Source organism: Cytobacillus sp. FSL W8-0315 (assembly GCF_038002905.1).
GTDB lineage: Bacteria > Bacillota > Bacilli > Bacillales > Cytobacillaceae > Cytobacillus > Cytobacillus pseudoceanisediminis.
The window spans coordinates 4135651-4157290 of record NZ_JBBOOC010000001.1 but is presented as its reverse complement, the minus strand read 5'-3'; the positions used below and the strand labels follow the sequence as shown (position 1 = coordinate 4157290).

15 protein-coding genes are annotated in these 21640 nt (G+C 42.5%); all 15 read left to right on the top strand.

The window, feature by feature from the left end:
- The first annotated feature begins 7 nt into the window (after nt 1–7).
- The 15 genes from plsX to MKY20_RS21270 all read left to right on the top strand — a co-directional run bounded on the left by plsX (nt 8) and on the right by MKY20_RS21270 (nt 21602).
- Nucleotides 8–1012 (top strand): phosphate acyltransferase PlsX, encoded by a 1005-nt coding sequence (plsX, locus tag MKY20_RS21340; RefSeq protein WP_009330802.1) that lies wholly within the window; start codon nt 8–10, stop codon nt 1010–1012.
- 26 nt (nt 1013–1038) lie between these two features.
- Nucleotides 1039–1986 carry an ACP S-malonyltransferase gene (gene fabD / locus MKY20_RS21335; protein WP_217025452.1) on the top strand — a complete coding sequence of 316 codons (948 nt, stop codon included), beginning with the start codon at nt 1039–1041 and terminating at the stop codon, nt 1984–1986.
- On the top strand, nt 1983–2726 hold the full coding sequence (gene fabG, locus MKY20_RS21330; RefSeq protein WP_009330800.1) for a 3-oxoacyl-[acyl-carrier-protein] reductase: 744 nt from the start codon (nt 1983–1985) through the stop codon (nt 2724–2726). The genes fabD and fabG overlap by 4 nt, the downstream gene beginning before the upstream one ends.
- 90 nt (nt 2727–2816) lie before the next feature.
- A complete protein-coding gene (locus MKY20_RS21325; RefSeq protein WP_009330799.1) occupies nt 2817–3050 on the top strand; it encodes an acyl carrier protein in 234 nt (77 codons plus the stop codon).
- A 615-nt stretch (nt 3051–3665) separates the two neighbouring features.
- Nucleotides 3666–4406, top strand: a complete 741-nt coding sequence (gene rnc / locus MKY20_RS21320; RefSeq protein WP_009330798.1) for a ribonuclease III — start codon at nt 3666–3668, stop codon at nt 4404–4406.
- A 43-nt stretch (nt 4407–4449) separates the two neighbouring features.
- Nucleotides 4450–8016 (top strand): chromosome segregation protein SMC, encoded by a 3567-nt coding sequence (gene smc / locus MKY20_RS21315; RefSeq protein ID WP_341002957.1) that lies wholly within the window; start codon nt 4450–4452, stop codon nt 8014–8016.
- A gap of 71 nt (nt 8017–8087) precedes the next feature.
- The gene (ftsY, locus tag MKY20_RS21310; protein ID WP_251266698.1) at nt 8088–9095 is read left to right on the top strand and encodes a signal recognition particle-docking protein FtsY; all 1008 of its coding nucleotides are present in this window, start codon (nt 8088–8090) and stop codon (nt 9093–9095) included.
- A gap of 291 nt (nt 9096–9386) precedes the next feature.
- Nucleotides 9387–11762: a hypothetical protein gene (locus MKY20_RS21305; RefSeq protein ID WP_251175164.1), complete on the top strand. Its 2376-nt coding sequence runs from the start codon at nt 9387–9389 to the stop codon at nt 11760–11762.
- Entirely contained in the window at nt 11759–12694 is a 936-nt protein-coding gene (locus tag MKY20_RS21300; protein WP_009330794.1) for an ABC transporter ATP-binding protein, read from the top strand. Before MKY20_RS21305 ends, MKY20_RS21300 begins: the two co-directional genes overlap by 4 nt.
- Nucleotides 12691–13539, top strand: coding sequence for an ABC transporter permease (locus MKY20_RS21295; protein ID WP_009330793.1), 849 nt, complete (start codon nt 12691–12693; stop codon nt 13537–13539). Before MKY20_RS21300 ends, MKY20_RS21295 begins: the two co-directional genes overlap by 4 nt.
- A 56-nt stretch (nt 13540–13595) precedes the next feature.
- Complete coding sequence (locus MKY20_RS21290) at nt 13596–15182, top strand: hypothetical protein (protein WP_341003402.1); 1587 nt, start codon at nt 13596–13598, stop codon at nt 15180–15182.
- A 5-nt stretch (nt 15183–15187) separates the two neighbouring features.
- On the top strand, nt 15188–16192 hold the full coding sequence (locus MKY20_RS21285) for an AAA family ATPase (RefSeq protein WP_251266696.1): 1005 nt from the start codon (nt 15188–15190) through the stop codon (nt 16190–16192).
- A complete protein-coding gene (locus tag MKY20_RS21280; protein WP_341002954.1) occupies nt 16192–17058 on the top strand; it encodes a DUF58 domain-containing protein in 867 nt (288 codons plus the stop codon). The genes MKY20_RS21285 and MKY20_RS21280 overlap by 1 nt, the downstream gene beginning before the upstream one ends.
- A gap of 7 nt (nt 17059–17065) precedes the next feature.
- The gene (locus tag MKY20_RS21275; RefSeq protein WP_251266694.1) at nt 17066–18838 is read left to right on the top strand and encodes a vWA domain-containing protein; all 1773 of its coding nucleotides are present in this window, start codon (nt 17066–17068) and stop codon (nt 18836–18838) included.
- On the top strand, nt 18822–21602 hold the full coding sequence (locus MKY20_RS21270) for a VWA domain-containing protein (RefSeq protein WP_251175169.1): 2781 nt from the start codon (nt 18822–18824) through the stop codon (nt 21600–21602). Before MKY20_RS21275 ends, MKY20_RS21270 begins: the two co-directional genes overlap by 17 nt.
- Nucleotides 21603–21640 lie beyond the last annotated feature (38 nt).

The window sequence follows — 21640 nt, the reverse complement described above, 5'->3', positions numbered from 1 at the left end:
AAGCATCATGAAAATTTCCATAGACGCAATGGGAGGCGACAATGCCCCGAAGGAAATTGTCCTTGGCGCAATGAAAGCTGCCGCAGAGTTTAAGGATATACACATTACTCTTGTTGGCGATGAGTCAAAAATAAAGGAATACCTTACTTCAAACGAGCGGATTGAGATCTTACATACAGATGAAGTCATCTTGCCGGATGATGAACCAGTGAGGGCTGTGCGCAGAAAGAAAAATGCATCAATGGTGCTTGCAGCGCAGCTTGTCTCAGACGGTAAAGCGGATGCATGCATTTCTGCAGGAAACACGGGTGCTCTTATGGCAGCAGGCCTTTTTGTGGTAGGAAGGATTGATGGCATTGAACGCCCGGCATTATCACCTACGCTTCCAACGATAGGCGGGGAAGGGTTCCTTTTGCTGGATGTAGGGGCGAATGTTGACGCGAAACCTGAGCATCTTCTTCAATATGCGATCATGGGATCGATATATACAGAAAAAGTCCGGGGTGTTTCCAATCCTAGAGTGGGCCTTCTAAATATAGGAACTGAAGAGAAAAAAGGCAATGAACTGGCGAAAAATACATTTGACCTGCTGAAGAATGCTGATATCAATTTTATCGGTAATGTGGAAGCACGCGATTTGCTTGAGGGAGCTGCAGATGTTGTAGTGACAGATGGCTTTACCGGAAATATGGTCCTAAAGACAATTGAGGGTACTGCTCTTTCTGTGTTTAAAATGCTAAAAACAGCTCTGACCAGCAGCTTTAAAACGAAATTGGCAGCAGCTGCCTTAAAGCCTGATTTATACCAGCTTAAATCTAAGATGGATTATTCGGAATACGGCGGTGCTGGATTATTCGGATTAAAGGCGCCTGTTATTAAGGCTCATGGTTCCTCAGATGCGACTGCTTTATTCAGTGCAGTCAGACAGACCAGGGTTATGGTAGAAAACAATGTCGCTCAAACGATTAAGGAAGCTGTTGAAAAAGAAGCAGAAAAAACAGCCGTTAAATAAACTTATTTTATTTGGGGGGAATCACGATGGGTAAAATCGCCTTTTTATTTCCTGGGCAGGGATCACAGGCTGCGGGAATGGGAAAAGCATTAGCCGAACAGGATGAGAAAGTAAAATCATTTTTCGAGAGTGCTGATCAAAAACTTGGGTTTTCACTATCACAACTTATTTTTGAAGGGCCTCAGGAAAAATTGACGTTAACAACAAATGCCCAGCCGGCATTGTTGACTACTAGCATTGCCATACTCGATTATTTTAAAAGATCTGGCGTAGCACCTGATTTTGTGGCTGGCCACAGCCTTGGAGAGTATACTGCACTCGTTGCAGCGGAAGCACTATCCTTTGAGGACGGTGTTTATGCTGTCCGTAAAAGAGGAGAGTTCATGGAAGAAGCAGTTCCTAACGGTGAGGGAACAATGGCAGCGGTACTGGGACTGGACAGGGACAAGCTTACTGCTGTCACAGAAGAGGTTACTGCAGGCGGCAATCCGGTTCAGCTCGCAAATTTGAACTGTCCTGGACAGATTGTTATTTCAGGTTCAAGGGCAGGTGTTGAACAAGCTTCTGCAAAGGCTAAAGAGGAAGGTGCCAAGCGAGTGCTTCCACTGGAGGTAAGCGGTCCTTTCCATTCTGAATTAATGAAGCCTGCTGCGGAGAAGTTCAGGCAAGTCCTGGACGATATTGAGATCAAAGATGCAGTTGTTCCTGTCATTGCAAATGTAACGGCTTCTGAAATGACTTCTGCAGCAGAAATAAACAGCAGATTAATTGAACAGCTGTATTCACCTGTACTCTGGGAGGATTCAATCCGCAGGATGATAGAGCTAGGAGTAGATACATTTATTGAAATTGGACCAGGGAAAGTACTGTCAGGCTTAGTGAAAAAGGTAGATCGTTCCCTTAAAACGTATGCCGTTTCCGATGCTGAATCCTGCCAGGCAGTTACAGAATCCTTGAAGGAGGAATTGAGATGAAGCTAGAGGGAAAAGCCGCATTAGTAACGGGAGCTTCCCGCGGAATCGGAAGAGAAATTGCTTTGGGTCTTGCTAAGCAAGGTGCAGATATCGCGGTTAACTATTCCGGAAGTGAGGCAAGGGCGAACGAAGTCGTTGATGAAATAAAAGCATTAGGCAGAAATGCTTTTGCTATCCAATGCGATGTGTCAAATAGTGATTCCGTGGCAAGCATGGTTAAAGAAACAGTAGAAAAGTTTGGCAAGCTTGATATTTTGGTTAATAATGCTGGAATTACGAGGGACAACCTGCTTATGAGAATGAAGGAAGACGAATGGGATGATGTTATTAACATTAACCTGAAAGGTGTATTCCTTTGTACAAAAGCTGTTACAAGGCAGATGATGAAACAGCGCAGCGGCCGCATTATCAATATTTCATCCATCGTTGGTGTCAGCGGCAATCCTGGCCAGGCTAATTATGTCGCTGCCAAATCAGGTGTTATTGGCCTGACAAAGACCTCTGCAAAGGAACTTGCAACAAGAGGCATAACGGTCAATGCTATTGCACCAGGCTTTATCACAACTGATATGACTGATAAGCTGAACGAGGATGTAAAAGAGCAGATGCTTAAGCAAATTCCTTTGGCGCGTTTTGGCGACCCTGCAGATATTGCGAATGTGGCAGTATTTCTTGCTTCAGAGGACAGCCGCTATATGACAGGACAAACCCTTCATGTTGATGGCGGTATGGTCATGTAGTTTGTAACAGGCTTGTAATGCAAAATTTTTTATAAAACCTTTCAATAAAGGCTAAAAATAATCTATAATACTTGAGGGGAGGTGACAAGCATGGCAGAAGTATTAGAACGTGTAACAAAGATCATCGTGGACCGTCTTGGTGTAGAAGAGTCTGAAGTGAAATTGGAAGCTTCTTTCAAAGATGATCTGGGTGCTGATTCCCTTGACGTAGTAGAATTAGTAATGGAATTAGAAGACGAGTTCGACATGGAAATTTCTGACGATGATGCTGAAAAAATCGCAACAGTCGGTGACGCTGTAAATTACATAAAAGCTAGCCAATAATCGTTAGTTGGACCACTCTGCAGTGAGGGTATACCCCTCGCTGCAGCAATTTTTTATCAGCAGATGTTTACTGTCCGGTGTTACCTGTGGCATAGAGGACAGCATGGATAAAGCTGTCGCACGGCAGCAGGTGGCTGTGGACAGTAAATATGTTAGGCAAAAGCTCCGTTGAATAACGGGGCTTTCTTCTGTGAAGATGGCTGTATCCGAATGAAACTTAAAAGTGTTTTGTAAATAGAAATTTTTTTGCGTTTTTGATTTTTATTACGTAAACTTAGAAAAGACCATTTAAGCTTTATATGAATTTCAGTTTACTTAATTTTTGCGGGTTTTGAGCAGTTATCTATATTTACATTGAGCGATTGGAGCGGAAGATGCGAGATCTCCGAAAAGGCTACCGCATTTTCTTGGTGCGCAGTTGTTCGAGGAAGCTTTCCTTCGGGAGCAGCATACCAAGGGAGACCCGCAGACGCAGAGCGTCGAGGAGTCCAGGCAGCCCACACGGAAGCTTGAGTACATGCAGCGGCAATCAACAGGCTTAGTTAAAACTAGAACATCATTTTGAGATGTCCCTAATAATAAAAAGAATATTAATATTAGCAAGGTGGATGCATTATGCGCAGCAATAAGGATAAGGAAAGAAAATCATTTCGCGCAATCGAAAAACAATTTAAAGAATTCCAGACGGAAATCGGAATCCAATTTGAAAATGAAAAATTATTAAAGCAAGCTTTTACCCATTCATCTTATGTGAATGAGCATCGGAGAAAGCCCTATGAAGACAATGAAAGACTGGAATTTTTGGGTGACGCTGTACTTGAACTGACTGTTTCGAAGTTCCTTTACCTAAAATATCCCATGATGAGCGAGGGGGAATTAACTAAGCTGAGGGCAGCGGTTGTTTGCGAACCATCCCTGGTCTCATTTGCCCATGCATTGTCCTTCGGCAGCCTGGTACTGCTTGGAAAAGGGGAGGAAATGACAGGAGGAAGAACCCGTCCGGCCCTGCTTGCAGACGTATTTGAAGCCTTTATAGGTGCACTATACCTGGATAAAGGATTAGATACGGTTGTCGGTTTTTTGGAGAAAGTTGTTTTTCCGAAGATTGATTCAGGTGCTTTTTCGCATGTGATGGATTTCAAGAGCCAGCTGCAGGAACTTGTGCAGCGGGATGGTGCAGGTACAATTGAATATAAAATCCTTCAGGAAAAAGGGCCTGCCCACAATCGAGAATTTGTTTCCACTGTTTCCCTAAATGGCAGGGAGCTTGGGACAGGCACCGGCCGATCAAAGAAAGAAGCGGAACAGCATGCAGCCCAAATGGCCCTTGAAGTATTGAAGAATCATATCAAGTGACATCGAAGAATAGAAACTTGGAGGAGACAGAGGGGGAGCAAGGTTGTTTTTAAAAAGGCTTGATGTTATTGGTTTTAAGTCATTTGCTGAGCGGATCACGGTTGATTTTGTTCCAGGCGTTACGGCAGTTGTAGGTCCAAATGGAAGCGGAAAAAGCAATATAACAGATGCCATACGCTGGGTATTGGGGGAACAATCAGCTAAGTCCCTTCGCGGCGCGAAAATGGAGGATGTCATTTTTGCTGGCAGTGATTCCCGGAGAGCGCAGAATTTTGCTGAGGTTACACTGACCCTTGATAACGGCGATCAGGGTCTGCCGATTGAATACAGTGAAGTCAGTGTTACAAGAAGGGTTTACCGATCTGGAGACAGTGAATACCTAATCAATAAGCAAACATGCAGATTAAAAGATATCGTAGATTTATTTATGGATTCAGGCCTTGGCAGGGAAGCTTTTTCAATAATAAGCCAGGGCAGGGTAGAGGAAATTCTAAACAGCAAAGCTGAAGAACGCCGGACGATATTCGAGGAAGCGGCTGGTGTGCTTAAATATAAGACAAGAAAGAAAAAGGCGGAAGGCAAACTTTCTGAAACCCAGGATAATTTAAACAGGGTGAATGATATTCTTCATGAACTTGAAAGCCAGGTAGAGCCTTTGAAAATTCAGGCTTCGATTGCAAAAGATTATCTGCAGCAGAAGGAAGAGCTTGAGAAAATTGAAGTTGCCCTTACAGTCTATGAGATAGAAGACCTGCATTCAAAATGGGAGCAGCTTTCACGTCAGCTTGAACGGCATACAGAAGATGAAATGAAGCTATCGGCAGTTATTCAGAACAAAGAAGCCAAAATGGAAGAGTTAAAGGATCATATTGCTGCAATCGATGAATCAGTAAATGATTTACAGGACGTACTCCTTCATGCCAGTGAAGAGCTTGAAAAACTGGAAGGCAGAAAAGAAGTCCTAAAAGAGCGAAAGAAAAATGCCAGCCAGAATAAAGACCAGCTTCATCGAAACATGGAGGAACTTTCTTCGAAGATAACTGAATTAAAAGAGCAAGAAGAAAAGCAGTCGGCTCTCAAAGGAAAAATAAAGGAAGAAGCAGTTAAACTTCAGAAAGCATTAAAGGAAAAGCAGGAACAGCTCAAACTCTTCAGTGAAAATACGGAAGAGAAAATTGAATCGCTGAAAAGTGATTATATTGAAGTGCTGAATAGCCAGGCGGCTTCAAGAAACGAACTGCAGAATATTGATCAGCAGCTCAGCCAGCAGGGTCAGCGCAGTTCTAAGCTTGAGATGGATAACGAAAAGTATATTGCCGACCGCAAGAAAAATGAAGAGAAAAAGCAAAAGATACAATCAGAACTTGAAAGCCTGCAAAAAGAAATAGAGAGTCAGGTACATGTTTTTCGAACGGAAGACCGCAAGCTTGAATCATTAAAGAATAATTATCAAAAGCAGGAAAAAACATTGTATCAGGCTTATCAGTATTTGCAGCAGGCAAAATCCAGGCAGGAAATGCTTGAAGAAATGGAAGAAGACTTTTCGGGCTTTTTCCAAGGTGTAAAGGAAATATTGAAAGCAAGGGGCAGCAAGCTGCAGGGAATTGAAGGAGCCGTAGCGGAATTAATTCAGGTGCCAAAAGAGTACGAAACGGCGATTGAAACTGCTCTTGGCGGTGCCATGCAGCATATCATCGTACAAAATGAGCAGGATGGGAGAAGTGCCATCCAATTCCTGAAAAAGAATTCATACGGAAGAGCAACTTTCCTGCCGTTAAGCGTAGTGAAGGGGAAAAGGCTTAATGCCGGGCAACTGCAATCGGTTCAAGGCCATCCCGCCTTTATTGGTGAAGCTGCTACGCTGATCCGGTTTGAAGGAAGGCATCAGTCTGCTATTGAAAACCTGCTTGGCAATGTTGTTATTGCACGTGACCTTAAAGGAGCCAATGAACTGGCGAAGCTTCTTCAATACCGTGTGAGACTCGTTACTATTGATGGAGATGTGGTTAATCCCGGCGGGTCCATGACGGGAGGAGCCCTGAAACAGAAAAGCACTTCCATTCTTTCACGCAAAGGTGAACTTGAAGAGCTGAAATCACGAATTTTGGACATGGAATCCAAAACAGCTAACCTCGAAAAACAAGTGAAACTGCAAAAAAGCGAAATTCAAAAACAGGAAACACGCATTGAACAGCTTAGAAAAACAGGTGAAGAGCTTCGTTTGATGGAACAGAGGGTAAAAGGAGAGCTTCTAGAAGTAGAGTTTGAGGAGAAAAGCATTAATGAGCGCTTATCTCTTTATGATATGGACAAAGCACAGTTTTCGGAAGATAGAGAAAGACTGCTGACCAGAAAGAGTGAGCTTGCAGATCTATTGGAGCAGCAGCAAAAACAAATAGCTGATCTTGATAATGAGATTAAAGCATTAACAGAAAGAAAAAACACCCAGCAGACTTCAAAGGAAACTCTTGTATCTGAAATAAATGAGCTGAAAATCAGCTTCGCTTCCAAAAGTGAACAGCTGAATCATGCTGAGGACAAACTAGCCGCACTAATTTCTGAGCTTGCTGCTAACAGGGTTAAGCTGAAAACAGTAAAAGAGGATTTAGAACTGCTATCATCTGAAATGACGAATAGCTCTTCAGGTGAGCAGCATCTGGAAGAGGCAGCACAGCAAAAATTAAAGGAAAAGAATGAAACGCTTGAGTTGATTGCTTCAAGAAGGGATGAGCGCTTAAAGCTCCAAACATCTTTAGAGGACTTGGAACTTGAGGCAAAAGAATTAAAACGCCAGCATAAAGGGCTGGTAGAAGTTTTGAAAGATGAGGAAGTTAAGCAGAACCGGCTTGATGTTGAGCTGGAAAATAGGCTGAATCATTTAAGGGAAGAATATCTGCTTTCTTTTGAAGGAGCTAAAGAGGAATATCCGCTGGAGATTGAGATTGATGAAGCACGAAAAAAAGTAAAACTCATAAAGCTGGCAATCGAAGAGCTTGGGGCTGTGAACCTCGGGGCAATCGAAGAATATGACAGAGTATCTGAACGATATGAATTCCTGCTTGAACAAAAAACAGACCTTCAGGAAGCGAAAGATACGTTATTCCAGGTTATCGATGAAATGGATGTTGAAATGAAAAGGCGATTTGAAGAAACCTTCGAAGGGATCCGTTTCCATTTTGAGTCGGTTTTCCAATCTTTATTCGGCGGCGGCAGAGCCGATTTACGCTTGACCCAGCCTGATGATTTATTGAATACAGGTGTGGAAATTGTCGCACAGCCTCCAGGCAAGAAACTGCAGAACCTCGGATTATTATCTGGAGGAGAAAGGGCACTTACAGCAATTGCATTGCTGTTTTCCATTTTGAAAGTACGTCCTGTTCCATTCTGTATCCTTGATGAAGTAGAGGCAGCCTTGGATGAAGCAAACGTGCAAAGGTTCAGCCAATACTTAAAGAGATACAGCGACGTCACCCAGTTCATCGTTATTACCCACAGAAAAGGAACAATGGAAGAAGCGGATGTCCTTTACGGTGTAACCATGCAGGAATCCGGTGTTTCCAAACTGGTATCTGTACGTCTGGAAGAAACCAGGGAACTAATTACTCAATAGCAGCTTTAATGCGGGACAGTTTACAACCTGTTCCGCACTAATACATATTGCTTTTATAAGGAAGTGAAAACATGAGTTTCTTTAAAAAACTAAAAGAAAAAATCACTAAGCAGACAGATAGTGTTACTGAAAAGTTTAAAGACGGATTAACCAAAACGCGCGATAATTTTTCAAATAAGGTAAATGACCTTGTATCCAGGTACCGTAAAGTGGATGAGGAATTTTTTGAGGAACTGGAAGAAATCTTAATTGGGGCGGATGTTGGATTTGATACTGTCATGGAATTGGTCGAAGAGCTGAGAAGGGAAGTAAAACGCAAGAATATTCAGGATCCTCGCGATGTGCAGGCTGTCATCTCAGAAAAGCTTGTAGAAATTTATGACAGTGCAGGCGAAACCTCCACAGAATTAAATATTCAATCTGAGGGACTAACTGTTATCCTATTTGTTGGTGTTAACGGAGTCGGTAAAACGACCACGATCGGAAAACTTGCCCATAAGTTCAAAAATGAAGGAAAAAATGTCCTGCTTGCAGCAGGAGATACCTTCCGTGCAGGAGCGATTGAACAGCTTGAGGTGTGGGGAGAACGTGTCGGCGTTGATGTCATTAAGCAGGGAGCTGGCTCTGACCCTGCAGCTGTCATGTATGATGCCGTTCAATCTGCCAAGTCCCGCAAAGCTGATATTTTAATCTGTGACACTGCGGGACGCCTGCAGAATAAAGTCAATCTGATGAGAGAATTAGAGAAAGTAAAGCGTGTAATAGAAAGGGAAGTACCGGGGGCCCCGCATGAAGTATTGCTAGTACTTGATGCTACAACTGGACAAAATGCCATGATTCAGGCTAAGACCTTCAAGGAAGCTACTGATGTTTCTGGTATTGTTCTTACAAAACTGGATGGAACTGCAAAGGGCGGCATCGTTCTTGCAATCAGAAATGAACTTGAAATCCCGGTGAAATTTGTAGGTTTAGGTGAAAAAATGGATGACCTGCAGGAATTCAATGCAGAACAGTATGTCTATGGACTCTTTGCCGACATAGTCGAAAGAGAAGCAGAAGAAGAAGAAGAGGAAGAATAAAATTGTTACACAGCCGGAGAGCGAGTTCTCCGGCTGTTTTTTTATGAAATTTACAATATAAAAAATAGTTTGAAATTTATATTTTTTAGTGTAAAATTACACTGTGTTAATAAATGTCTTTCAAGTTTGGTCTGACAAACAAATTAAATAAATATCCGCAGGAACTTTTTGTCAGCCGGCAGCGTCTATACTAAGGAAGAAGTCATCAGGCTGGCAATAATTTATATTTTTAAAGACTGCCTAAAAAAAACATAAGGCAGATACTTAAGATTTTTAATGGGGGAGATTGGGTTGCACGGAAAATTAAAAGTGTTCATCATGGCTTTATTCTGTTTTGTATTAATGTTTCATCCATTCCAAACAGCAGAAGCTGCCAGCACAGACATCAAAGTTTCTATAGATGAGGGCTTTGGCGGAAAAGTGAAAAGAGGAGAGGGGTTTCCTCTGCGGATTAAGATGGAAAATACAGGAGAGGCTTTTAGCGGGGATTTGCTGATAAGTTACCATCCATCCTACAATACGAGCGGTGCGGTTACTGTAAAAGTAGAGCTTCCTGCCGGAACAGCTAAGGAATACCTGGTTTCCATCCCTGGCATGACAGAGGACCACCCTTCCATGTATCAGAACATTCCTTTACTGACTCTTTATGAAGGTGATTGGAAAGACGGAAAAAAGGTTAGTTTTAAAGGCGAAAATACATTAAAGCCGAAATTTATAGATACGGCAACTGAAGTAATTGGTGTTCTCAGTGAAAACTATGACCGTGTAAAAGAATTGAGGACGCTTCCTTCAAAATCGATGATTGAACTTAATAAGGAAGATTTGCCGGATGAAGCGACAGGATTGGAAACACTCGATTATTTGCTGATTGATGAATTCAAGATATCCCAGCTTAGTGACAAACAGCAACAAGCTATAAGGAACTGGGTTTACAACGGTGGAGCATTGATTGCCGGAGGAGGACCTGATGCAAGCGGTGCCTATGGAGAACTATATTCTTTGCTGCCAATGAAATCTGAAAACGAGGCCGCCGGTACAGTAAAATTCCTGCAGTCAGCAAAGAGCGAGGAGCCGGATTTTAAAGAACTCAACTTCTTTACTGGTCCCATTGAAGCGGGTGCAGAAGTTATCGCTGAAAGCGGGGATCTTCCAGCAGCAGTGAAAAAGGAGTATGGAAGCGGGACAATTCTGCAGACAGCTTTTTCACTGGGAGATGAGCCTTTATCTTCATGGCAGGGATACGACACATGGTTTGCAGACTTTATTAATCAGGCAACAGGTGCCGGCATTGGATCCAGCCCATATTCTCAGGATTACCTGGACCAGCTGTATTGGGAATTTGCAGAAGTGAATGAATTCTTTCCTGCATCCAATTTTTCAATCGGGCAGCTTATTGGCCTTTTTGCCGGTTATATTATTCTGATAGTGCCTGTTCTTTATTTTGTATTAAGAAAGCTTGATAAACGGGAGCATTCCTGGTGGATCATTCCTTCCATCGCCATATTAATGGGGACAGCTGTCTTTGGAATGGGAGCAAAAGATAGAATTTCTCAGCCGCAGCTGAACCAGATGGGGATCTATAAAGTGAATAACAATCTGCTTACCGGATATCAGGCATCAACCCTGCTTTCAAATAAAAGCGGTGAATATACCCTCTCAATGCCCAAAGGTGAATTTAATGCAGTGGTTTATTCAAACAATTCCAATACATCAGATCCCCTTAGAGGCGGAATCATGGCTGAAAAGGTAAAAAACAATGAGATTATTTTCCCTGAGGTAGAATATTGGTCATCCAAAACAATTTACGGAAAGGCCCAGACCGATATCAATGGGAAGTTTAAAGCGGACCTCACCCTTAAGGAAAAGAGATTAACTGGAACAATCAAAAACGAAAGTGAGTATGATTTTGAAGAATTATATATTTGGTCAGGCAATGAAGCAATCAAATTAGGGCCAATCAAGAAAGATGAGGCAATTAAAGTGGATAAAACCATAAAGCAGTCCCTGCTGAGCAGACCATATGGAGGAACTTTTAATGGGGCATATCCTGCCAATGGCCAAAATGATATAAATAGGTTAAGAAGAGAAAAGCTTGAATATGCCTCCACTACATTTCTGCTTGGGGATGTTGCTCAGCCAGTCCTTGCGGGGATTACAAAAGAATCAATTATTGATGTAGCCATGAGAGGGAAGAAGGAAAAACAGAATAACACAAATCTGATCCTTCAGCCATTTGAGGCCATAAATGAGTTCTCCGGATCCTTTACATTGAAGGATGGAATGATGGCAGCTGATTGGAATGTGATCCAGGGTCAGATTTATGAAAAAGGCATGGGCAGCACGAATGCAGAAATGATGCTTGAAGACGGAGAATATGAATATATTCTCAGCCTCCCGAAGCAGCTAAAAGAGAAAACATATAGATTAGAAGAAATTTCGGTAAGGATCAATAGCCAAAACGTACAGTATTCGATAAAAAACCATAAAACGGGTGAGTGGCTGCCGATTGAACCAGATCAAAGGAGCATAAAGCTGACAAGTAAAGATGACTTAACCCAGTACGTTTCGAAAGAAGGCCGTTTTATTATGAAGCTGAATAAATCAGCTCAGGGTGATCCTTTCGTTCAATTGCCGGCTGTTACGATCAAAGGGGAGGTGGCAAAATGATCGAAATTATGGATTTATCGAAAAGATACGGAAAATTTACAGCACTTGATTCTTTAAATTTAAATATAGAAAAAGGCAGTGTATTTGGTTTTGTCGGACAGAATGGTGCAGGAAAATCCACAACCTTCTCCATTTTGGCAACCTTACTTGCCCCCACTTCGGGCTCTGCGTACGTAAACGGGTATGATGTTCAAAAGGATTCAAAACTCGTGAGGAAGCAGATAGGCTATATGCCGGATTTCTTCGGGGTTTATGACCAGCTTAAGGCTGATGAATATCTGCACTTCTACGGTGCGAGTTACGGCATACCATTCGCAGAACGCGAGAAGCTGATACCGCAGCTTCTCGACCTAGTCAACTTGTCAAATAAAAGAGAGTCATATGTAGACCTATTATCAAGAGGCATGAAGCAGCGTCTCTGCCTGGCCAGGTGTCTTATCCATGATCCTGAAGTGCTGATTCTGGATGAACCTGCATCAGGACTTGACCCAAGAGCAAGGGTTGAAATGAGGGAAATATTAAAAGAATTGAAAAGCATGGGCAAAACAATTTTAATATCTTCACATATACTGCCTGAACTTGCAGAAATGTGCGATACCATCGGCATTATTGACCAGGGAAAACTGGTGGCTCAGGGGTCTGTTGCTGATATTCAGTCACAGCTGAGGGGAGAAAGGCTGATCATTGTAAAAGTTCATGGAAGTTCAGAAAAGGCCGTTTCTTTCTTTGAGGATGATCCTAATATATTTAAATTGGCTTTACTGGAAGACGGAGCATCTTTTCAGTTTATTTATAAAGGGACAGCTGAAGAACAAACAGAACTGCTGAAAAGAGCCATTTTAAATAATTTAGCGATCACCAGCTTTGCAGAAGCAGAAACGGATCTGGAAGATGTCTTTATGGAAATTACAAAGGGAGTTGAGCTGACATGAAGAATTTAGTCGTAAATCCTGTTCTGAATAAAGAGTTTAAGCTCCGCTTCCGCAGCTTTAAAAGCTACCTGGGGGTACTCTTTTACCTCTTGGCATTAGGGCTGATCATTGTTGGTTTTATCTTTATAGAATCATTGTCAAATAATATGCAGGGCTTTTTTAAACCTGATCAGAGCCGGACAATGTTTATGGTCCTATCTATATTGCAGCTTGGCTTAATTCTGTTTATTACTCCCGGTTTAACAGCTGGGGTTATCAGCAGTGAAAGAGAGAGGCAGACCTTAAATATCATGCTCACGACGACCCAAAGCTCTTCTAGCATTATTTTGAGCAAGCTGATTTCTTCCATTTCATATTTGATTTTGCTTATTGCGGCAAGTTTGCCTCTCTATAGCTTTGTGTTTTTATTTGGAGGTATTTCCCCAGGTCAGCTGCTTACGACAATGGGATTTTATTTATTTACCATCCTGGTTTATGGAAGTCTCGGGGTCTTATTTTCAACGCTCATTAGAAAAACAATTGTCTCGATGGTTACCACCTATGGGGTTACTTTATTTCTAGCTGGAGGAACGGCATTCCTGACTTTGATTTTTATGCAATTAACCAATGCATATGGCTATACAGGGACTCAGCCAACAAATCCTCTTGCATACTTCCCGGCTATGCTTAACCCGGTCATTATTCTAATGAGCACCTTTGAGCCGGAAATGACCAATGAAATTACTAGATCAACAGGCATTGAATTTCCTTTATGGATTTCATACTTAATTTCGTACACATTGATTTTCATTGGAGCTATTCTGCTGAGCATAAAAAAACTCCGTCCCAATATGAAAAAGGGCTAGTATTTATTCGGGCAAATCCCTGGGAGACGGGATTGCCCGTAAATTTTAATAAGGGAATGATATCGGTGGAAAACCGCAATCAATATCTTAGACTTTTAAAACCGGTAAAAAGACAGCTCCTATTTCAGCTGATCGTTAAGGAATTCCAGGTGTTCCTTTTATCGGCTGCTGTCTTGGCCTTTTTTCTTATGATGGCTGCAAGATTTTTTGTTATCCCATTTCTCCAAAATTATCTCCTGCTGATTTTATTTCTGTCTGCTATTTATGCAGCTTTTCGAATTTGGAAGAAGCGTCCTGACATGATCCAGACTGCATCATTGTATAACACGTTTGTAGCTGAAGACAGGGTCATTACAGCCCATTCTTTCCTTCACGATGATGGCATTCTTGCAAGATTGCAGCTGGCAGATGCAGTAAAGCATATGAAAAAGGTGCATCATCAGGTTTTAGGCAGGAAGAAAACTTTCATTCTTCCTAAACCTTTTCTAATGTTTTTGTCTTTCCTAGGTCTGGCAGTGCTTTTGTACATGATTCCCGGCGAGAAAATGGAATTGGCGCTAAAACAGGAAAAAGAAATCAAGATAATTGAAGAAGCTAAAGAGAAACTTGAGAAAAAAGCTGAGAAAGAAAAGAATCCTGAAGTGAAAAAAGCATTAGAAGAAGCAAAAGACAAGATTGCAGAAAAAAAGTCAGCTGAGGAAGCTTTGAAGGAATTAGAGAAACAAACAAAAAGCTTTGAGTTGAAAGCAATTAAAGAAAAAGAAAAATCAATAGCCCTGGATAATATTAAAAATAATCTTGATAAGAGCGGGTTAGAACAATTAAGCCGAATGCTGAAAGAAAAAGATCTGGCTTCCTTTAGGGAAGAGTTTTCAAAGCTTGATAAGCAGAGAAAGGAACTTAATGAATATCAAAGAAATGCCTTGAAAGAGCTTACTGGAAGTGATGCACAGTTGTCTGAAGAAGAGCTGACAAGTCTCCTGGATCAGCTCGAAAAGGCATTGCAATCAGAAGAGCTTTTAAAACAGCTGGCTGCAGCACAGGAAGCTCTGCAGAGTTCAGGGGTTTCTTTACAGCAGCAGATGGCTGCGAATGGAATGCCCTCGGGACAGCTAGCGTTTTCGCCGCCTGGCCAGCCTGGCAGTTCAGGAAACGCCTCCAATACGCCTCAGCAGGGGCAGCAGAATAATTCAAATCAGCAAAATAATCAAAATCAAGCTGGCAATAGCTCAAACAGCAGCAATGGCAGCGGAGCGGGTTCAGGCAGCGGCTCAGGAAATGGAGCCGGCTCAGGAAATGGTTCGGGATCTGGTACCGGGGCTGGCTCAGGGAATGGTTCAGGCAGCGGTCTTGGAGGAGGTGCCGGGCTCGGACAGGGGTCTAGGGAGCTGCTCACCATCCCATCTGGCATGGAAGGGAAGACGAATATTGAAAATGACAACGGCAGCCTTGGACAGGGGAATCCAGGACAACAGTTTGAAGGGGAAGGCCCTGTCTTAAAAGGGAATATCAGACCATACAGTGAAGTTTTTGGGAATTATGAAAAGGCATACAGGCAAAGTACGGACCGGTACAAGCTTCCGGCTGATTTAGAGGAAATCGTTAAAAGTTATTTTACTAGTATAGATCCTGACAAGGAGTGACTGCAATGTCGGTAACACAGGAAAAAGAACAGCAATTCGCACAAGCGGCAGATATCATTGCAAGAGTAAAAGATGAAATTCAATCATTTATAGTCGGCCAGGAAGAAGTGGTCGAACATGTACTATGGAGCATATTCTCAGGAGGGCATGTTTTGCTTGAAGGTTTGCCAGGGCTGGGTAAAACTATGCTCATTAAAACCATTGCTGAAGTACTTGATCTTAAATTTTCACGCATTCAATTCACCCCTGATATTATGCCTTCAGATATAACTGGAACCATGCTGCTTCAGCCTGATGAAGCTGGCAGGCAAACATTCAGTTTTCATAAAGGGCCCATTTTCGCCAACATCATTCTGGCAGATGAAATTAACAGGGCAACACCAAAAACACAAAGTGCCCTGCTCGAGGCAATGGGAGAAAAAACGGTCACGATTATGGGCGAAACCCAAAAGATGGAAAAGCCATTTTTTGTACTCGCAACTCAAAACCCGATTGATATGGAAGGGACTTATCCCTTGCCGGAAGCACAAACGGACCGGTTTTTATGCAAGGTGAATGTTGTGTATCCGACTAAAGAAGAATTAAAAGAAATTGCCAGGAGGACAACGGGGTCGCAAAAAATCCATTTAAATAAAGCTGCCGGATTGAAGGATGTCATTGCTCTTCAGGAGCTTTCGAGAGAAATTCTCCTATCAGATGAAATCCTGGATTATGCCGTTTGGATGGTCACTGCAACGCACCCGGATTCAGAGGGGGCACCAGAAACAGTGAAAAAGCACGTCCAATATGGGAGCGGTCCACGCGGCCTTCAGAGTCTGATAAGTATGGCAAAAGCAAGAGCCATGTGCTCCGGACGATTCCATGTATCAATAGGGGACATTAAAAACGTTGCCTATCCGGTTTTGCGGCATCGTCTTATTTTGAACTTTGAGGGAGAAGCAGCGGGTATTTCAGCGGATTCAATTATTGAAGTTTTGTTAAAAGAAACTTCCTGGGGAGCTAAGAGCTGATGAACAGCCATCAAGCTATTCTTGGAAAGCTTCAAAAACGAAAGATTGCTGCAAAGACAAGGAAAAGAGGATATCATTCAGGGTCCAGGAAATCCCATAAATTCGGATCTTCCATGGAATTCTCTGATTTCAGGGCCTATCAGCCTGGTGACGATATTCGGCAAATAGATTGGAATGTCTATGGCAGAACACAAAAACATTATATTAAACGCTTCCTGGATGAGCAGGAGCTTTCTATTGCAGTTTACCTGGATGCAACGTCTTCAATGACAAAAATCCAGCAGAAATGGGAATATGCCAAAGCGCTGGCATCAGCTTTAAGCTTTATGGTGCTTTCAAGTGAAGACCGGCTTTTCTTTTCAGCAGTTTCTTCTGCAGGCGTACAGCCTATCAAAAGGAAAGGCTCTGTTTACAGCAGGCGAACGTTCATGGAAATCCAAAAAATTGAACCTGCAGCTCAGTCCACAAACTTTCTGGGCTGTCTGAAAGAAACTCTTTCTAAACATCAGCAGCTTGCTGTAATAATAGCGGATGGCTTTGAGCCCCTTCAGGATTGGGAAAGCCTTTTTAGGAAGCTCAAGGGGTTAAAACAGGAGTTCTGGCTATTTCAGGTGCAGGCAGATGAAGAGCTTACTCCTGCATATTCTGGAGATATAAAGTTGATTGATAGTGAAATTGGGACTGCTGTAAATGTCAGCATGAGCCCTTCCATATTAGCTGAATATGAAAAGCGCCTAAAAGAACATAATGAACAGCTTGAGATTTTATGCAAACGGTATGGCGGCCAGTATATCTTTGCTCCGGAAACAAGAGATCTTCAGTCCGTTCTTTTCAGGGATCTGTATGCGAAGGGGCTGGTCAGGTGAGGACACAATGCAATTCTTAAATCCTATCTATTTTGTATTAGCCATTTTCATAGGGGCTGTTATCTTATTTTATTTCTTTCGGAAGCAGTACACTGAAAAGACCGTTTCATCCAATCTGCTCTGGGAGCAGGTGCTGAACGAATGGCAGGCTTCCCCTTGGCTGAAAAATCTTCAGCAGAATCTATTATTTTGGCTGCAATTATTGGCTTTGATCTTATTGATGCTGGCCCTTGTGCGCCCATTTTGGCTTGAAGATTCTTTAAAAGGAGAACATTTAATCATCATTATAGACCCATCCGCCTCTATGTCGGCTGAACACGGAGGAAAGAGCCGTTTTGAGATGGCAAAAGAGGAAATGCTTGACCTTGCCGGCAAACTTAATGGCCATCAGGTAACCCTGATTAAAGCAGGAGAGAAAAATGAGATCCTATTAAGCCGTGAAGATGATCCAAATGCCATTCGCAGAACCATTGATGGGCTGAAACTTACTTATGAACATGAAAATATGGATAAAGCCATTCTTTTGGCAGGTTCCTTATCTTCTGGAAAAGACACAGCTCTTCATATTTTTTCAGATTCGGCTGTAAAGAATGATTTAATGGAGGAACTGGCTGGCCTATACACTGTTGCACATAATATCGGAGAGTATGCAAGGAACGTCTCGCTGCAATCGTTTGGGACAGCTGCAGCTGGTGATGGTATCTCAGCCATTGCCGTGATAGAAAACCAGTCTTCCGAAAATATAGAAACAGGTTTTACCGTCCAATTTGAGGATGAAGTCTTGTTTGAACAAAATTTATCATTGAAAGCAAATGAACAAACAACCGTCCAAATTAAAAACCTGCCTGAAAAACCTTATTATGAGGCATCCGTTTCCATTAATGACGGCTACAGAGCAGATAATTTCGCAGCCTCTATTTACACAGACCCAAAACCAAAGGTATACACAATGGGGGATGTAAATCCGTTTGCGGTGAAGGGCTTTCAAACCATAGGAGCCGAATTGCTGCAGACGGATCCAGCTGCTCTCAAAGGTTTTGAAATGAAGGGTGTGGTTGTAGCAGAAGGAAGCACATTATCGGAACTTCCAGAGCTGCCAATGATCTTTTTTAACACAGGCAAGGAAAAAACAAAACTAAAAGAGGCAATTTCGGGGGATGAGGATCCTTTATTTGAATATGCAGACTTTGGGCGTGTGTATATCAGTTCCGCTTCCGCTGCATTGAAAGGAGAATGGGAGACTGTTTTGAAAAGTGGAGACATTCCTTTAATACAGAGGGGAATGCAGAATGGACAGCCAATTATTATTGTCAATTTCGATCTATCCGACACAGATTGGCCGCTCCTGCCAGGTTTTCCGATCTTTTTGTATAACTCTTACCATTGGTTATCCCAGCAATCAGATTTCCTTGGATATTTCAGCGCCGGAGAAGAGAGATGGATAAATATTGGCAAAGGAAATGGAAGATGGGAGATTTTCAATAATAAAGACGAAAATCTCTACTCCCTTGATCTAAACAAAGAAAACTTTAAAGCTCCTGTGATTCCCGGAACTTACCAGGCGGTATCAGGAAATCAAATTTATTATTTTTCTGTCCTTCTGGATGAAAGGGAGAAAAATGCAGAAATAGCAGAATCTTTTACAGTGAATGACAAATCATCTGAAAAAAACAGCATGATCCAAAGGCCCAACGAAAGCCTCTGGTTCTGGCTGGCTTTAATTGCTTTTATACTGATTGCTATCGAATGGGAGGTATATCGCCGTGGGCATCGAGGTTAAATATCCCTTCCTGTTTCTGTTCCTGATTCCTGCTGTCATTATGGTTTTTTTGTTTATTCGAAATCACAGAGGAAAAGGCAACGAAAAATTTTGGATTGCCAGTCTAAGACTGGTCATTTTCTCATTGTTAATTTTTGCACTAACCGTCCCGCAGGTCCTCCTTCCGGTTAAGGGGCAGACCGTCGTATATCTTGCAGACCGCTCTGCAAGCATCGGTTCAAATGATGAAGCACTTGCCTGGATAGAAAACAGTGCCAGCAAAAGGAAAAGTGAGGATCAATTTGCGGTGGCGGCTTTTGGCAAAAATGTGGTGCTTGAACAGAATTTGGGCAGGAACCGTGAAGCTATTACCGAATTTAACGGGAAAGCAGATGATTCTCAATCGAATCTGGAAGCAGGCCTGCAATTTGCCGCTTCACTCATTCCGAGGGATTCTTCTGGCAGAATTGTCTTGATGACGGACGGAAATGAAACGGCAGGCAAAAGCCTGGAGGCTGCCTCAGTTTTAAAGAATCGAAATATCGAGATTGACCATGTGCCATTAAGAACAGCAGCAGGTGACGATGTATCAATTTCAGAATTAAAGATGCCTCCATCACTTTATTTAGGAGAAGAGGCTCCGATTACAATAGAAGTTACCAGCAATATTGCCAAAGAAGCTGATATCAGATTATCTGTAAATCATAAAGAGGTTTTAAAGGAAAGCGTTCAAGTGAATGAAGGGAAAAATGTATATACCTTTACTCACAAGGCAGATACTGCAGGGTTAACGGTATATAAGGCAGAGATAGCTGCTGACCAGGACACCTTCTCTGAAAACAATACACTGCACTCGGTTGTTAATGTTAAAGGAACTCCTAAGGTCCTGATCGTACAAGGGAAGGACGCGGGTGATATTGCGAATCTGTTAAAAGGTTCAGGCCTCGAGACAGACACGGTTCTCCCAGAGAAGCTTCCAACCGTTCTCTCAGGGTATTTGCAATATCAGTCGATTATTTTTAATAATGTTCCTGCAACAGTTATCTCAGAGCATCAAATGACGCTGATGGAGAAGGCAGTTAAGGAATTCGGCACTGGTTTTATTATGTTCGGCGGTGAAGAAAGCTTCGGGCTGGGGGGCTATTTTAAAACTCCGATTGAGAAATTGCTGCCGGTGGATATGGATATCAAGGGCAAGAAAGAAATGCCTTCCTTAGGCCTGGTATTAGTTATGGACCGCTCTGGAAGCATGGCCGGGAATAAAATTGAATTGGCAAAAGAAGCGGCTGTCCGATCAGTGGAACTGCTGCGTGAAGAAGATACACTCGGATTCATTGCATTTGATGACCGGCCATGGGAAATCCTTGAAACCGAGCCTCTCAAAGATAAAAAGAAGGCAATTGAAAAAATCAGATCTATAACTCCAGGCGGGGGGACAGAAATCTTTACTTCTCTGGAACAAGCCTACAGTGAGCTTGAAGAATTGCAGCTTCAGAGAAAGCATATTATTTTGCTGACAGATGGCCAATCTGCCACAAATGGAGACTATGAGCTTTTAATCGAAGACGGGAAAGAGAAAAATATCACTCTATCAACTGTTGCACTTGGTCAGGATGCTGATAGAGGGCTTCTTGAAGATCTTGCGGGAATGGGATCAGGGCGTTTTTATGATGTTACAGACTCTTCCGTCATTCCGAGCATTTTATCACGTGAAACCGTAATGGCTACGAGAACCTATATCGAAGACAATCCATTCTTTCCAAGTGTTCAGCCCTACCCGGACTGGTCCTCACTCTTTGAAAAAGGTGTTCCGGAAATGAATGCCTATATAGCTGCTACGGCCAAGCCGCGAGCACAGGTGCCGCTGTTAAGCGAAATAGAGGATCCTGTACTTGCTGAATGGCAATACGGAATGGGGCGGGCAGCTGCCTTTACATCCGACTCCTCGGGCAAATGGTCAGGAGATTGGGCCAGATGGGAAAAGTGGCCATCATTTATTAATCAGCTTGTCACCAAAACCCTGCCGCAATATGAAAGTGAACCATACAGGGTTGCTGTTGAGAATAAGGATGGCAATACAGTGCTCAGCCTGGAGTCTGCGGCAAGCAGATCTTTGCCAATTGAGGCATCCATTGTATCGGAAACGGGCGATCAGATAGAAGCCAATATTAGGCTTACTGCTCCAGGTAAATATGAGGCGGCAATGCCTGAAAGTGCAGGAATGTATTTTTTAAATATTAAACAGACAGATCAAAATGGGAATATACAGGTTCATCAGACTGGTTTTACTATTCCCTATTCAGAAGAGTATTTGCAAAAGGGTACAAATAAAGAGCATTTGGAGACACTCTCAAAAATGACTGGCGGCAAGGAGCTGGAAAGCGGAGAAGAAGCTTTCCGACCGCTCAAAAAACCAGCCAGCACCAAACAGCCAATCAGCGAATGGCTGCTTCTCGCTGCATTCCTGATCTTTTTTTCAGAAATCGCTTTAAGGCGCTTTGGCTTGACTGCTATCGCTGCGGGAATTTTGAAGAAAAACAGAAATAAAAAGGAAAAGCCAGAGGCTCCTATTAAAATTCAAAACCTTAAAGCTTCCAGGGAAAAAAAATCTCCTTCCGTGCAGATGCCTGATAAACTTCAAGGGGGAACTACTGTAAAAGAAACACCGGAAAAAACAAAAGAAAAGAAAAAAACAAACCGGCCAAAACCTCCAGCAGAATCCTCGCCGAAAGAAAGAGAAGAACGCATGAAAAGGCTGCTGGATGCAAAAAACAGGAAAAAGTAAGTGGGGATTTTTCAATAACGTATGCTGGATTTAGAAAA

Bases quoted from the DNA above. Each gene is read 5' to 3' on its own strand.
- MKY20_RS21295 (WP_009330793.1), top strand. From the start codon at position 12,691: ATGAAGAATTTAGTCGTAAATCCTGTTCTGAATAAAGAGTTTAAGCTC.
- MKY20_RS21280 (WP_341002954.1), top strand. From the start codon at position 16,192: ATGAACAGCCATCAAGCTATTCTTGGAAAGCTTCAAAAACGAAAGATT.
- MKY20_RS21290 (WP_341003402.1), top strand. From the start codon at position 13,596: ATGATATCGGTGGAAAACCGCAATCAATATCTTAGACTTTTAAAACCG.
- MKY20_RS21325 (WP_009330799.1), top strand. From the start codon at position 2,817: ATGGCAGAAGTATTAGAACGTGTAACAAAGATCATCGTGGACCGTCTT.
- rnc (WP_009330798.1), top strand. From the start codon at position 3,666: ATGCGCAGCAATAAGGATAAGGAAAGAAAATCATTTCGCGCAATCGAA.
- MKY20_RS21275 (WP_251266694.1), top strand. From the start codon at position 17,066: ATGCAATTCTTAAATCCTATCTATTTTGTATTAGCCATTTTCATAGGG.
- MKY20_RS21285 (WP_251266696.1), top strand. From the start codon at position 15,188: ATGTCGGTAACACAGGAAAAAGAACAGCAATTCGCACAAGCGGCAGAT.
- plsX (WP_009330802.1), top strand. From the start codon at position 8: ATGAAAATTTCCATAGACGCAATGGGAGGCGACAATGCCCCGAAGGAA.
- MKY20_RS21300 (WP_009330794.1), top strand. From the start codon at position 11,759: ATGATCGAAATTATGGATTTATCGAAAAGATACGGAAAATTTACAGCA.
- ftsY (WP_251266698.1), top strand. From the start codon at position 8,088: ATGAGTTTCTTTAAAAAACTAAAAGAAAAAATCACTAAGCAGACAGAT.
- fabD (WP_217025452.1), top strand. From the start codon at position 1,039: ATGGGTAAAATCGCCTTTTTATTTCCTGGGCAGGGATCACAGGCTGCG.
- fabG (WP_009330800.1), top strand. From the start codon at position 1,983: ATGAAGCTAGAGGGAAAAGCCGCATTAGTAACGGGAGCTTCCCGCGGA.